This is a genomic window from Nicoliella sp. ESL1113, assembly GCF_058509245.1.
The window spans coordinates 322,234-335,054 of the sequence record NZ_CP196387.1; the positions used below are offsets into that span (position 1 = coordinate 322,234).

The window sequence follows — 12,821 nt, forward strand, 5'->3', positions numbered from 1 at the left end:
TTTAACTGATTCAGAATTTGAATATGCTATAATAAAAATTATGATAATTAATAAATAATTTAGAAAAGAGTTGTTATTATTCAGATGTCTCAGTCTGAGTCTTGGAAAAAGAATTTGTGGGTACTGTGGTTCGGTACCTTCATTGATGGGATGGGATTTAGTGAGGTCATTCCATTTCTGTCGTTGTACGTTAGTGACCTGGGCCACTATTCAAAGGGGCAGCTATCTTTACTAAGTGGACTCGTGTATGCGGCCTCCTTTGTGGTGGTCATGATCACCGCACCGATCTGGGGCCGCTTTGCTGATCGCCACGGCCGCAAGCACATGGTGTTACAGACTGCCTTGGGATCGGCGGTGACGCTCGGGTTAATGGGGCTAGTCACCAGCGTTTGGCAATTAGTCTTACTGCGGGTCTTGCAGGGGTTCTTTGCAGGGGTGATTCCGAATTCGACCGCACTAGTTGCGACCGAAACGCCCAAGGAACACGCTGGGTACGCGATGGGGATCATCACGACGGGGTATGTCGGTGGTAATCTGATCGGTCCGATCTTAGGTGGAATCTTGGCCCGTATTTTTAACATTCGGATTACCTTCTTTATTACGGCGGGATTGCTATTGATTTCGTTTTTTATTACCTGGTTCATGGTCAAGGAAACTTTCAAACCCGATCCAGAAAGAGCTAAAACCGCGTTGTTCGATATTCACCTATTGAAGGGCTTTCCTAAACCCCGTTTTGTGATTTGGATGTTATTAGCAACGGTAATTATTCAAGCGGGACTGTTTTCGATTTATCCGATCATTAGTTTATTGGTCAAACAATTGATGCATAATCAAGGCCCAGTAACAATCGTGGCTGGATTGATTGCCTCTCTACCCGGAATTTCGATGTTCATGACTTCCTCAATCTGGGGCCGCTTGGGTGATAACCACGGCACGCACCGCGTCTTGATACTGGGAATCGTATTCTCTGGTCTGTTATATTTCCCCCAGGCGTTCACGACGAGCGTGGTCATTTTAGGAATCTTACGGTTCTTAGTGGGGGCTGCCAATGCCGCTGTTTACCCAACGATCCAAACGATGTTAGCCAAGGAAACGCCTAGTTCCTTGACGGGAATGGTCTTTAGTTTGAATCAAGCGGCCCAAGCGCTCGGTGCCGTTATTGGTTCAATGATTGGTGGGATTATCTCAAACGTCTTTGACTATGGTGGCGTGTTCATTTTTAACGCTGCGATGTTATTAACCGTGTTAGTATTAATTATGTGGCGGGTGCCAGAATTGCGTTGGAACTCCACGAATCCGCACCCCAGGGAGGAAAAATAATGGCGAAGAACTTAAGAATCGTAGAAGTAGCTGATAGTGGGATTGCTGAAAATGTTTTGGCCCAACGTGCGATCGACGTTTCGCAAAAGCAACTCCGTGACTTACTCTATCAAAGTCAATATAAATCCGAAAATCAGGGGATTTACGTTGCTAAGTATCGTTCCTATCATCCAGATTCGGATACTTACGATGCGGAAGAACCTTATGATCAATATTTGGAACACTTGATCGATGATTACCTGGCTGATTTTGCAACCGAACGGGCTGCTGCTAAGGATCATTTTCATCAGGAAATGTCAGTCGGGTATTACATCGAACTCTTTGTTGCCAAGCTTCACCGTAAGTTTGAAAACCACCAGGATCAAGATTCATTAGTGATGGTCGATGGTTACGAAAAGGAACTCAAAGAATTAAAATAACTAAAAAAGCTGATGCTACTCAAATGAGTAACATCAGCTTTTTATTTAGTATAGATCATCACTGCTCTTTTTGGCTTTTTCAATATCACTTTGGTTGTATTTCGCAAAGTAGATAATCGTCATGATGGCTAAGAATATGATCCCGATGATCAATGGGACCCGCGTTGCATCGTTAAAGAACATGAAAATAAGCGTTAAGATCAAGAAGAAAATCGTGATGTAATTCGTATATGGAGAAAGGGGCATCTTAAATGGATGGCCCTTCATTTCTTCGGGGTGCAACCTTCTGAACCGAATTTGGCTGATCAAGATGACGAACCAAGGCACCATTCCAGGGAGCACACTCGAACTATAGACCATTACGAAGATTTCACCAGCACTCTTGAAGAAAATTGGGAGGATGAAGTTTAAGATGACCCCAACAAAGATTCCTAGTGAAATTGCACCGACCGCATAGAATGGCACTCCATGGCGGTTAATCTTCAAGAAGCGCTTTGGCAACTTGTGGTCTTCGGCGAGTAGCAATGTCATCCGACTGGCACTGTAGATTCCAGAATTAGAACCAGAAAGCGCAGCGGTCAAGACCACAAAGTTAATGATTCCAGCCGCAGCCGTGATTCCGAGCTTAGCGAAGGTTTCCACGAATGGTGAACCAATTTCACCGATCTTATCCCAAGGGTAGATACTAAGGATCACAAAGATCGCTCCAATGTAGAAGATCAAGATCCGACCGATCGTGGATTGAATCGCTTCGATCAATGATTTCTTAGGGTTGGCGGCTTCACCAGCAGTGACCCCGATCAACTCAATTCCTTGATACGAACCCAATACAATCGCGAGGGCAAAGAAGAAGCCCTTGATGCCACCGGTAAAGAAACCGTACTTCCAAATGTTACTGATGCCGACTGGATGACCACCATGGCCGAACCCGAAGATGATGACCCCCAGTCCAGCAATGATCATTAAGACGATCGTAACGACCTTGATCATGGCGAACCAGTATTCGAGTTCCCCAAAGGCCTTAACGGAAATTAGGTTCGCAACCGCTAGTGAGATAATGGCGATCAATCCTGGAATCCAACCAGGTAATCCTGGCCACCAGAATTTACAATAGGTCCCAATCGCAATCACTTCACTCATTCCAACGACAATGTATTGGAAAATATTGCTCCAAGCGGTTAGGTATCCGAAAACGGGGTGCATGTACTGGTTCGCAAATTGGGCGAATGATCCAGTTACGGGGTGAACATAGAGCATTTCACCGAGCGAACGCATGATTAAGTATAGAAAAATTCCTGCAATCGCGTAGTCGATCAATACGGATGGTCCTGTCCAACCAATCGTAGATGATGAACCCATGAACAGGCCGACCCCGATTGTTCCTCCTAACGCAATCATTTGCATATGGCGGGGTGCGAGGCCCCGCTTTAAATTTGAATCTTTTTCTGACACAACTAAACACTTCCTCAAATAAAGTCAACAGTACAATATTAATGAACAACTGTTCATTTGTCAAGGATGAATAAAAAAACGCCCCTGGCTAAGCAGGGACGCTGTTTGAATTATTTATTTATCAAAAATTTCTTTTCCTTGATTCTTACGCCGTTGTTCTAAATCGCTTTGGTTGTACTTAGCAAAGTAAATGATTGTCATTACGGCTAAGAAGATCGCACCGATAATTACTGGTACTCGCGTATCGCTGTTGATCACCATGAAGATCAAAGTGACGAACAACACGAAGAGGGTGATGTAATTAGTGTATGGAGACCAAGGCATCTGGAATGGATGGCCTTCTAGTTCTTCTGGATGCAACTTTCTGAACCGCATTTCACTCACTAGGATCACGAACCATGGGACCATCCCAGGAAGGATACTAGAACTGTATACCAACACGAAAATGTCCGATGCGTTCTTAACGAATAGTGGTAAGACGACGTTCAAGATGACCCCAACGAAGATTCCGGCTGAAACGGCCAAGACGGTGTACAATGGCACCCCGCTCTTAGTGAGTTCCAAGAACTTCTTAGGTAACTTGCCTTCCTTTGAAAGCAGGTAGGTCATCCGACTGGAACTGTAGATCGCGGAGTTAGAACCAGAAAGCGCAGCGGTCAAGACCACGAAGTTAATGATTCCAGCAGCAGCGGTGATTCCAAGCTTGGAGAAGGTCAACACGAATGGTGAACCTAACGTCCCGATCTTGTCCCATGGGTAGATGGAAACGATCACGAAGATTGCTCCGATATAGAAGATCAAGATCCGACCGATCGTAGATTGAATTGCTTCAACGATTGACTTCTTAGGGTTATCGGCTTCACCAGCTGTTACCCCAATTAATTCAACCCCTTGATAAGAACCCAATACGATGGCGAGGGCGAACAAGAAGCCCTTGATTCCACCAGCGAAGAAACCGTTCTTCCAAAGGTTACTAATTCCAACTGGGTGACCGTTGTGGCCGAACCCAAAGATGATGACCCCTAGGCCGGCTACGATCATTAAGACGATCGTAACGACCTTGATCAATGCGAACCAGTATTCAAGTTCTCCAAATGACTTCACGGAGAAGAGGTTCGCTAAACATAAACTGACGATGGCGATCACTCCAGGGACCCACCCAGGGAGGTTTGGCCACCAGAAGTGACAATAGGTACCAATCGCGATCACTTCACTCATTCCGACTAATACCCACTGGAAGATATTACTCCAAGCGGTTAAGTATCCGAATACGGGATGCATATAGAGGGTCGCGAATTGAGAAAATGCCCCAGTAACTGGGTGCACATAAAGCATTTCACCCAGTGCACGCATGATGAGGTATAAGAAGACCCCCGCCAATGCGTAATCTAACAATACTGAAGGACCGGTCCAATTGATCGTGGAGGAAGCCCCCATAAATAGTCCGACCCCGATCGTTCCACCAAGGGCAATCATTTGCATATGACGAGGAGCTAACTTACGTTCTAGTTCTTCGTTCTTTTCTGACACATTTACACCTTCTTTAAAGATTTTTAAAAATTGTAATAGTATCTTACAAGAAGACCCATTATTTAGTCAAGTCGATAAAAACTAAAAAATAAAACTTAACACTTTCTATTCTACCCTAAAAACGAATGAATTTGTATTAAATTCTGAAATAGTACGGAAAAAGGTTAAAAAGGGGACAAAAAAAAGCTCCCTCAGTGGGGAACTTTTTTATTTATTCTTGATTATCAATTGCGGTTTGTAGGCGGTTTTGAATGTCTTGGACGTTCTTGAGCGCTTTTTTGAATTCTTCGTTAGTGTAGCCCATCTCATTTAGGCACATTTCTGTACAATTGGTAATTTTACCCTGTAGCTCTTGGCCGTGTGGAGTAAGCGATACGATCAGACGTCTTTCATCTTGTCGATCGCGTTTTCTAGTGATCCAACCTGCTTTTTCTAAGCGTTTTAACAGTGGGGTTAAAGTCCCGTTAGTTAAATCAAGCTCCTTGCTTAACGTATTAACGGTTACGCCATCTTTTTTCCAAAGGGTCAATAAAGTAATGTATTGAACGTAAGTTAAATTAAATTGCTTTAATGGTTTTTGGTATAACTTATTATATAACTGGTGGGTTCTAGATACTTGGAAACAGAGTTGTTTATCTAAATCGATACTAAAGTCCACAATATCTCCTCCTGGCTTAATTAAAAATTTTGAACGTACTATTAATTATACCAGAAAAATAGTGAATTTTAACGCTTTATCGGCTTCATATATAAAAAGAGACATAAAGCTAAAAGTGTAAATATAATCCCATAGATAAGGCTTCCTGAGATTGCTTCTGGACGGTATAGCTTAGTCAAAGTATGGTTAATTGGTTTGATCAACTGGTTTTCAACCATTAAGAAGTTGAAGGGTTCCCATTTTAATAGGCGGTAGCGGTAAACGAATAAAAATCCGATCCAAGCAACCCCTAGACCACCATAGTTAATCCCGATTCCAGTCGCAACGGCCCCTAGTTGACTCTTGATGCCTCTAAACAACACCATGAAGAAGATGATCATCGCACTCATGATAAACATGTGAATCGCATTCCCGTAGATAACGGTATTGAACTGGGCGAATGATTGCATCCCTTGCCCCTTAAATAGCGATACTTGAAGTCCGATCACTAGGGCAATGCTGATTAGCAAGAAGAAGCCATATGATACGGCCAAGAAAATAATTTGTGCTAAAAACACGATTGCTTTGTGATGGCCTTCGTCAATTAACTTAGCGAGAAATTCACGGGTATGGGAACTTCCGAACGAGAGGCTAGCAAGAATCATCATTAACATCCCAATAACCACGTTAGCGGTCCCGAGTGATTGAAAGAAGTTATCGGCGTTGATTAAATCACCGAACGCTCCCCAAAAAGCGACGATGATAATGTACAGTGCTAAAATCGCACCAAAGATAAGCGTGAGCTTGCCCCGCTTGGCAAACGTTTCTTTAATAGCAGTAAACAAAACGCGGACCTCCTGATCCTAGTAAAATCTAATATTAATATAATATTTAGAGTTTATCACTTTTTGATATCCAGTCAATAGAGATTAGATTGCAAACAAAAAGCTTAAATCATTATTATGAAATGATTTAAGCTCGGGTGGATTAGATATTGCGTTTGTTAAAGATCAGGTAGCCCAGGGCGATGAAGATAATTCCATAAACGAATGCTCCTGCTGTAATCATTTTCAAGGATAGGTGGGTTAATTCTTTGAATGCGCTTGTATCGTATTGGTTCTCGACCATGAAGAAGTTAAACGGATTATATTTGACCCATTCATACTTATTGATCAAGATTGCGAGGAGCTGACTGATGATCTGGGTGGCGAAAATGGATGCGACCCCAGCTCCAATCGAAGCCCCAGAGCTTTTGGCAATGTTGCTGATCAACAATACGAAGCTAGCGATTAAGAATACATAGATCGCTTGACCAACTCCTGCGTTGACCATTTCTTTAATCATGTGGTCGCTAACTGCCGTATTGTTAAAGAAGATCAATTTCAAAACGAACGTGAAGCAATTGTTAACGATGACAATGATCGCATAGATCCAAACGAGGGTGATGATCTTGCTTAAGTACACCTGGAGTCTAGAGTATTGTCTAGCCAATAGGTTTTTGATGGTTTTATTAACGAATTCATTGGTAATGATCGTACTAGCAATCACGACCATGATGATTTCAACGATCGATCTCGATTGCCCATTGGTGGTTAAAAATTCAGTGGGGCTAATGATCTTGAACTGTTTGATCGCGATTGTAATCAATAATTGATAGGCCAACAATAAGATCAGTGAAATCCAGATCGATTTACCCTTGATGGCCTTGTAGCCTTCCTGTCTTAGTAGCGTGAACATTATTTTACCTCCTTTTGATTATCAGCCGTTAATAATTTGAGTAGTGATTCTTCCAAGTCAGCGCTAGCCATTTGGACATTCGTAATTTTAATTTGTGCGTTCACCAAGACGACTAGGACATCGTTCAACGTGTCTTGCTTAGCGGGCACTTCAACTTTTTTATCGTTAATGCGGGCATCGAAGCCAGCGCTTTTCAATACGTTAGCTGCTGCATTAACATCGGTGGTTTCAATCTTAACTAATTGATTGTCACTTGAAAGGAAATCAGCAGCACTGGCTTGTTTAACCACGCGACCGTGATTGATGACAACGTATGAATCAGCGATCCGAGCGAGTTCATCTAAGAGGTGACTGGAAATCAAAATGCTGATTCCACGGCTCGCAAGCCTCAACAAGAGGTCACGGAGGTCATGGGTCGATTGCGGATCCAAACCATTCATTGGTTCATCTAAGATCAGTAATTTGGGATGGTTCAATAACGTAATTGCGATTCCTAATCTTTGGCGCATCCCTAATGAGTACTTCTTTGCCTTCTGATTGGCGAATCGTTCAATTTGGGTTTCCTTCATGATTTGATGGATCTCTTCCTTCGTGGTCTTGCCCTCATTATAGAGGTGTAAATGTTCGATCCCGGTTAAATTATCATAAAGGGCGGGGGTTTCGATCATTGTCCCAACGCTTGCTAGTGCCTTGCGATTATGCTTAGTCAGGGTTTGATCATCAATTGTAATCTTGCCTAGGCTATAGCTCGTCAATCCCACGATCGTTTTCATAATCGTCGACTTACCAGCCCCATTCGGTCCGATCAAACCAAGGATCTGCCCGGCTGGAATCTCAAAGCTAACGTTATGGAGCACTTGCTTGCGGCCATATTTTTTATTCAAGTTAATTACTTCTAAAATTGCCATTTCACTTCTCCTTTAGTTAATTACTTATGTAACTAACTATATCATATTAGTTTTAAATAGCAACCTTTTTATTTCATAATCGTAATAACATGTAATTAACCTGTAATATTTTGATAACGATTGCGTAAGATTTTTACTGTAAAGTATAAAACATTGAAACGAACGAATAAAATCATGGATACGAATCTCAAGGAGGAAAATCTTTCTTATATGTTAATCAAAAAAATTGTTTTTACTATTCTAGCTACCGCCTCAATGTTTGGCTCATTTATCGCTACTTCACACGAAACTGAAACCACTGCCAGTGCAGATGCTACGACGACTTTATCAAAGAGTGACGCAGCTGCTAAGAAATGGATCGCATGGCACGAATCAAAGAACTCATACACCGCCAGAAATGGTAAGTACTATGGTAAATACCAATTGGGAATTGGTTTATTACATGGTAACTACTCAGCTGCAAACCAAGAAAAGGCTGCTGATAAATACGTTTTAAGTCGTTATGGCAGTTGGTCAAACGCTAAAAAGCACTGGTTATCACATAACTGGTATTAAAATTTAAATAAACCTTTAAAGGACCATGTTTATTAATAAAACATGGTCTTTTTTTTGATTTATTGAGTATAATAGAACTAATAATTATTAGAGAGGATTTTTTGTCATGGATAAGATGCCTGCTTTTTTAAACAACAAAAAATACCTACTGATCAATGAAATTTTGAGTGCGATTACCCATGGTATCGGGGTCGGATTAAGCATTGCAGCTGCGATCGTTTTGATCGTTCACGGCGTCCATGAGGGTGGGGCGATGCGGATTACGACCTTTTCGATCTATGGGGCGTTGTTGATCATTTTTTATTTAGCATCAACGCTCTTCCATAGCCTATACTTCACTAAGGCTGAACACGTTTTTCAAATTTTTGACCATTCGGCAATTTACCTGTTGATCGCTGGGACCTACTTACCATATTCGTTGGTAACGATTGGTGGGAAGCTAGGCTGGGTGATCTTCGGGGTGATTTGGTTCATGGCAATCTCAGGAATCATCTATAAGTCGATCTGGATGGGTAGGTTCAAAGTGGCTTCGACCGTAATCTATGTGGTCATGGGATGGTTTTGTGTGCTAGGCATCCATCGTTTACTTCAGGGATTGGGTTGGCATGGGTTTATCTTATTGCTGCTCGGCGGAATCGCATTTACGGTCGGCTCCGTCATCTATAGCTTTCGGGCCATTCCGTTTGGTCATGTCATCTGGCATATTTTTGTAATGATAGGCACGATTTTAATGTATTTTTCAATTTATTTTTATGTATAAATATAAAAAGAACTTTGATCACTTAACTGAAGTAATCAAAGCTCTTTTTATTTTGGTTCGAAGACGTTTAAGATAACCACGCCCGCGATAATCAAGGTGAGTCCTAGCACCGTGATGATTGTAATTTGATCCTTCCAGATCAGAACGGATACGACGGTCGCTAAAATCAGACCAACACCGCTCCAAGTGGCATATGCAATGTTCAATGGGATCTTAATCATTGCGATTGAAAGGAAATAGAAGCATAATGTAAATGAAAAGATTGAACCTAATGCTGGCAACCAGTGGGTGAACCCCATTGAGGCCTTCAATAGGTTGGTCCCGATCATTTCACCAATTATTGCTAAAAACAAGAACAGGTAGTAATACATTTGCATGGCTCCTTAATTAGCATTACAAGTTCATTATAGTACAGAATATTGGGCTTGGGCATCTTTTTTGTATTTTTTACTGCTTTTAACTTACAAAAAGTAAGTTGTTGTGTTATGATAGTAACATCAAATCAAATTAGTAATATTCAGGGAGGAATTTACCATGAAAAAAGAATTTTTAGACTTAGAAAAGAAGCGTCGCACGATTTACGCATTAGGTAAAAACGTTAGCCAATCACCAGAAGAATTAGTACCATTCTTAGAATCAGTAATTAAGGAAACTCCTTCAGCTTTCAATAGCCAATCCACTCGGGTCGTATTTGCATTTGGCAAGTACCAAGACAAGGTTTGGGATATCGTTGCTGATAACTTGAAGAAGGCCATGGGAAGCGACGAAGCATTCGAAAAGAACTCCAAGGCTAAGATCGATGGCTTTAAGAACGCTTTTGGAACGATTCTTTGGTTCACTGACACTGACGTTGTGCACGGCTTAGAAGAACAATTCCCAGCTTACAAGGATAATTTCTACGACTGGTCCGAACAAGCTCAAGGAAACGCTCAATACGCAGTTTGGACTGCCCTTGCTGAAAACGGAATTGGTGCTAACCTTCAACACTACAACCCACTAATCGATGCTGATATCGCTAAGGAATTCGACATTCCTAAGAGTTGGAGACTTCGTGGTGAAATGGACTTTGGTTCAATCGAAGCCCCAGCTGGTGACAAGGAATTCATGGAAGACAGCGAACGTTTCCGCGTCTTTAAGTAATCGCCTCAATAAATCATTAGTGATCCTATAAATAATGCTTAAAAACCAAAACTAAAATAGTTTTGGTTTTTTTGTTGAAAAAATTGACATTAGATGAAATTATGTAATATAATTCTATTTAACATGAAATTGATTCAATTTAGGGGGATTAAATATGACAAAGTATAACTTTTCAAGCAGAGTGCCGTTGACCAACGATAACCCATTTGGTGAAGTATTGACCGTTGCTAGTAAGCCTAGCATTGTTTCATTTGCAGGTGGACTACCTGCACCAGAACTATTTCCAGTAAAAGAGATCAAGGATGCCGCGGATTACGTACTCGACGAATACGGGCAAACCGTTCTTCAATACAGCGTTGCGCAAGGAAACTTACACCTTCGTCAATTGATCGCTAAGTATATGCGGACGCGTTGCTTAGATGAAGATCCTGCTAATATGTTAATCACGACCGGTTCTCAACAAGGATTGGACGTCATTGCTGAAATGATGATCAATCCAGGCGACGTAGTCATTAGCGAACGGCCGACTTATTTAAGCGCACTAGATGTTTTTAAGACCTATGGTGCTGAAACGGTCGGCGTTGACGTTGATGAAGATGGGATGAAGATGGATGAATTAGAAGCCACTTTAAAGCAACACCCCACTACTAAGATCGTCTACGTGGTGCCTAATTTCCAAAATCCGACTGGTAATTCAATGTCGCTAGCTAGAAGACAACGCTTAGTCGAACTAGCTGACCAATATGATGTCATCGTAGTTGAAGATGATCCATACGGTGCGATTAGATACGCAGGGAAGCAAATTGCACCGATTCGCTCCCTTGATAAGAACGGGCGGGTCATTTACACCGGCACGTTCTCCAAGATCTTAGCACCAGGTTTGCGCATGGGGTGGGCTAGTGCTGCTCCTGAATTGATTGCCAAGATGACACTTTTGAAGCAATTTGAAGATGTGCACACCGATAACTTTACCCAATACGTGATCGCCCGCTACATGGAACACAATGATATGCAGGCCCATATCGATCAAATTACCGAAGCATACCATGCACGTGGTGAAGCAATGTATGCAGCAATTCAAGAACACTTCCCAGTAGGGACTGAATTGACCCATCCAGAAGGGGGCATGTTCCTCTGGGTGAAATTACCAGGCAATCCAGATATCGACAGTTTGTTCGATGAATGTATTAAAAACAACGTTGCCTTTGTACCAGGCACACCATTCTTCCCTGATAATCCAGAAACGAATACGATGCGGATGAACTTTTCGAACCGCTCAGTTGACGAAATCAAAGCTGGAATCAAGGTGATGGGTGCGGTCATCAATAAAATGCTAGTTAAATAATCGAATTTTTAAACGACGGTTCTAATGGGCCGTCGTTTTTACGTTCTTTACACCGATAATTTACAAGTCCTTTACCTTCGGCTGATACAATTAATCCGAAACGGAAAGGGATGGAATTATGAAAATAGATCGAAGTCGGGTAAAAATTTTGGCAATCGTCATCACGATGGTAGCGGCGATTACGTTCGTTAACTACCAAGCATTGGCTAAGGTGACTAAGAGCGCCCAAAGTAAGGAACAAGAATGGACTGCGCGCGTCGATAAGTTCGCTAAGCAACGGGCTAGTCATCACTACGAAACGATCAGCTGGAACACTCGTGATCTGGGTGGTTATGTAGGAGCGAATGGCAAACACATTAAGGACGACGCGATTTTTAGAAGTAATGCCTTGAACGACATCAATCAAGCGGGATCGGACATGGTGGCGAAGTTCAACATCAATAAGATCATCGATCTACGTTCATTGACCGAAAAGGATGGGGTCAAAGCCCTCCCTGATCCAAATGAGGATGGCAATCAATCATCATTGTTGGCCAATGTGCAATACTTTGATTATCCAACCAATACGGCGGCGGAAAAGCAAAGCTATAAGGCAGAAAAGAAAAAAGAGGGGCAGATCTATACCTACGGCAAACCGTTCACCACGTATCGCTCGGCACGGACTTCTTATCGGGAAATCATCGAGTTATTGTTGAACAATCAAAACGGCGCGGTAATGTATCACTGCTTGAACGGCCATGACCGAACTGGACTAGTGACGGTCGTATTACTATCAGCGCTCGGCGTCGATAAGGATACGATTTACAACGACTATCTATTGACTAATTACTACCACCATAAGAATACGTACGTCGAACAAGTTGGCCAATTGGACCGCTTCTACGCAACGGTCGCTAAGTACTATGGCAACATGCAAAATTATATTCATAAGGGAATCGGCATTTCAGCCGCCCAGGAAAAACAACTTCAGGCTAAGTATTTAACGAAATAATAAAAAGCACTTCACCAGGGTTACTGA

Annotated in this window: 14 protein-coding genes; 7 read left to right on the plus strand and 7 right to left on the minus strand. The window is 42.1% G+C overall.

Going from position 1 to position 12,821, the window contains the following annotated elements; translation table 11 throughout:
* Nucleotides 1-84: 84 nt before the first annotated feature.
* Nucleotides 85-1,320 carry an MFS transporter gene (locus tag ACSYTJ_RS01150; protein WP_491719952.1) on the plus strand — a complete coding sequence of 412 codons (1,236 nt, stop codon included), beginning with the start codon at nt 85-87 and terminating at the stop codon, nt 1,318-1,320.
* Nucleotides 1,320-1,739 carry a hypothetical protein gene (locus ACSYTJ_RS01155; RefSeq protein ID WP_491717045.1) on the plus strand — a complete coding sequence of 140 codons (420 nt, stop codon included), beginning with the start codon at nt 1,320-1,322 and terminating at the stop codon, nt 1,737-1,739. The genes ACSYTJ_RS01150 and ACSYTJ_RS01155 overlap by 1 nt, the downstream gene beginning before the upstream one ends.
* 45 nt (nt 1,740-1,784) lie before the next feature.
* On the opposite strand, the gene ACSYTJ_RS01160 is transcribed toward ACSYTJ_RS01155, so the two are convergent.
* The 6 genes from ACSYTJ_RS01160 to ACSYTJ_RS01185 all read right to left on the minus strand — a co-directional run bounded on the left by ACSYTJ_RS01160 (nt 1,785) and on the right by ACSYTJ_RS01185 (nt 8,003).
* Complete coding sequence (locus tag ACSYTJ_RS01160) at nt 1,785-3,143, minus strand: amino acid permease (RefSeq protein ID WP_491720120.1); 1,359 nt, start codon at nt 3,141-3,143, stop codon at nt 1,785-1,787.
* 162 nt (nt 3,144-3,305) lie between these two features.
* On the minus strand, nt 3,306-4,673 hold the full coding sequence (locus ACSYTJ_RS01165; protein WP_491717275.1) for an amino acid permease: 1,368 nt from the start codon (nt 4,671-4,673) through the stop codon (nt 3,306-3,308).
* A 259-nt stretch (nt 4,674-4,932) separates the two neighbouring features.
* Entirely contained in the window at nt 4,933-5,379 is a 447-nt protein-coding gene (locus tag ACSYTJ_RS01170) for a MarR family winged helix-turn-helix transcriptional regulator (protein ID WP_491717046.1), read from the minus strand.
* Between the two features lie 68 nt (nt 5,380-5,447).
* On the minus strand, nt 5,448-6,203 hold the full coding sequence (locus tag ACSYTJ_RS01175; protein WP_491717047.1) for a hypothetical protein: 756 nt from the start codon (nt 6,201-6,203) through the stop codon (nt 5,448-5,450).
* A gap of 142 nt (nt 6,204-6,345) precedes the next feature.
* On the minus strand, nt 6,346-7,095 hold the full coding sequence (locus ACSYTJ_RS01180) for a DUF2705 family protein (protein ID WP_491719953.1): 750 nt from the start codon (nt 7,093-7,095) through the stop codon (nt 6,346-6,348).
* A complete protein-coding gene (locus ACSYTJ_RS01185) occupies nt 7,095-8,003 on the minus strand; it encodes an ABC transporter ATP-binding protein (protein ID WP_491719954.1) in 909 nt (302 codons plus the stop codon). Before ACSYTJ_RS01185 ends, ACSYTJ_RS01180 begins: the two co-directional genes overlap by 1 nt.
* 210 nt (nt 8,004-8,213) lie before the next feature.
* Here ACSYTJ_RS01185 and ACSYTJ_RS01190 point away from each other — a divergent pair, with 210 nt between their 5' ends.
* Nucleotides 8,214-8,558, plus strand: coding sequence for an aggregation-promoting factor C-terminal-like domain-containing protein (locus ACSYTJ_RS01190; RefSeq protein WP_491717050.1), 345 nt, complete (start codon nt 8,214-8,216; stop codon nt 8,556-8,558).
* A gap of 115 nt (nt 8,559-8,673) precedes the next feature.
* A complete protein-coding gene (trhA, locus tag ACSYTJ_RS01195) occupies nt 8,674-9,318 on the plus strand; it encodes a PAQR family membrane homeostasis protein TrhA (protein ID WP_491717276.1) in 645 nt (214 codons plus the stop codon).
* 47 nt (nt 9,319-9,365) lie between these two features.
* On the opposite strand, the gene ACSYTJ_RS01200 is transcribed toward trhA, so the two are convergent.
* A complete protein-coding gene (locus ACSYTJ_RS01200) occupies nt 9,366-9,689 on the minus strand; it encodes a DMT family transporter (protein ID WP_491717051.1) in 324 nt (107 codons plus the stop codon).
* 163 nt (nt 9,690-9,852) lie between these two features.
* Between ACSYTJ_RS01200 and ACSYTJ_RS01205 the strand changes: the two genes are divergently transcribed.
* The 3 genes from ACSYTJ_RS01205 to ACSYTJ_RS01215 all read left to right on the plus strand — a co-directional run bounded on the left by ACSYTJ_RS01205 (nt 9,853) and on the right by ACSYTJ_RS01215 (nt 12,794).
* A complete protein-coding gene (locus ACSYTJ_RS01205; protein WP_491717052.1) occupies nt 9,853-10,458 on the plus strand; it encodes a nitroreductase family protein in 606 nt (201 codons plus the stop codon).
* A 154-nt stretch (nt 10,459-10,612) separates the two neighbouring features.
* Complete coding sequence (locus ACSYTJ_RS01210; RefSeq protein WP_491719955.1) at nt 10,613-11,803, plus strand: aminotransferase-like domain-containing protein; 1,191 nt, start codon at nt 10,613-10,615, stop codon at nt 11,801-11,803.
* A 118-nt stretch (nt 11,804-11,921) separates the two neighbouring features.
* Nucleotides 11,922-12,794, plus strand: a complete 873-nt coding sequence (locus tag ACSYTJ_RS01215; protein ID WP_491717054.1) for a tyrosine-protein phosphatase — start codon at nt 11,922-11,924, stop codon at nt 12,792-12,794.
* Nucleotides 12,795-12,821: the final 27 nt, after the last annotated feature.

Excerpts from the sequence above, each read along its gene's own strand:
- ACSYTJ_RS01190 (WP_491717050.1), top strand. The coding sequence starts at position 8,214 with ATGTTAATCAAAAAAATTGTTTTTACTATTCTAGCTACCGCCTCAATG.
- ACSYTJ_RS01215 (WP_491717054.1), top strand. The coding sequence starts at position 11,922 with ATGAAAATAGATCGAAGTCGGGTAAAAATTTTGGCAATCGTCATCACG.
- ACSYTJ_RS01150 (WP_491719952.1), top strand. The coding sequence starts at position 85 with ATGTCTCAGTCTGAGTCTTGGAAAAAGAATTTGTGGGTACTGTGGTTC.
- ACSYTJ_RS01200 (WP_491717051.1), bottom strand. The coding sequence starts at position 9,689 with ATGTATTACTACCTGTTCTTGTTTTTAGCAATAATTGGTGAAATGATC.
- ACSYTJ_RS01180 (WP_491719953.1), bottom strand. The coding sequence starts at position 7,095 with ATGTTCACGCTACTAAGACAGGAAGGCTACAAGGCCATCAAGGGTAAA.
- ACSYTJ_RS01210 (WP_491719955.1), top strand. The coding sequence starts at position 10,613 with ATGACAAAGTATAACTTTTCAAGCAGAGTGCCGTTGACCAACGATAAC.
- ACSYTJ_RS01165 (WP_491717275.1), bottom strand. The coding sequence starts at position 4,673 with ATGCAAATGATTGCCCTTGGTGGAACGATCGGGGTCGGACTATTTATG.
- ACSYTJ_RS01155 (WP_491717045.1), top strand. The coding sequence starts at position 1,320 with ATGGCGAAGAACTTAAGAATCGTAGAAGTAGCTGATAGTGGGATTGCT.
- ACSYTJ_RS01205 (WP_491717052.1), top strand. The coding sequence starts at position 9,853 with ATGAAAAAAGAATTTTTAGACTTAGAAAAGAAGCGTCGCACGATTTAC.
- ACSYTJ_RS01160 (WP_491720120.1), bottom strand. The coding sequence starts at position 3,143 with ATGCAAATGATTGCGTTAGGAGGAACAATCGGGGTCGGCCTGTTCATG.
- trhA (WP_491717276.1), top strand. The coding sequence starts at position 8,674 with ATGCCTGCTTTTTTAAACAACAAAAAATACCTACTGATCAATGAAATT.
- ACSYTJ_RS01185 (WP_491719954.1), bottom strand. The coding sequence starts at position 8,003 with ATGGCAATTTTAGAAGTAATTAACTTGAATAAAAAATATGGCCGCAAG.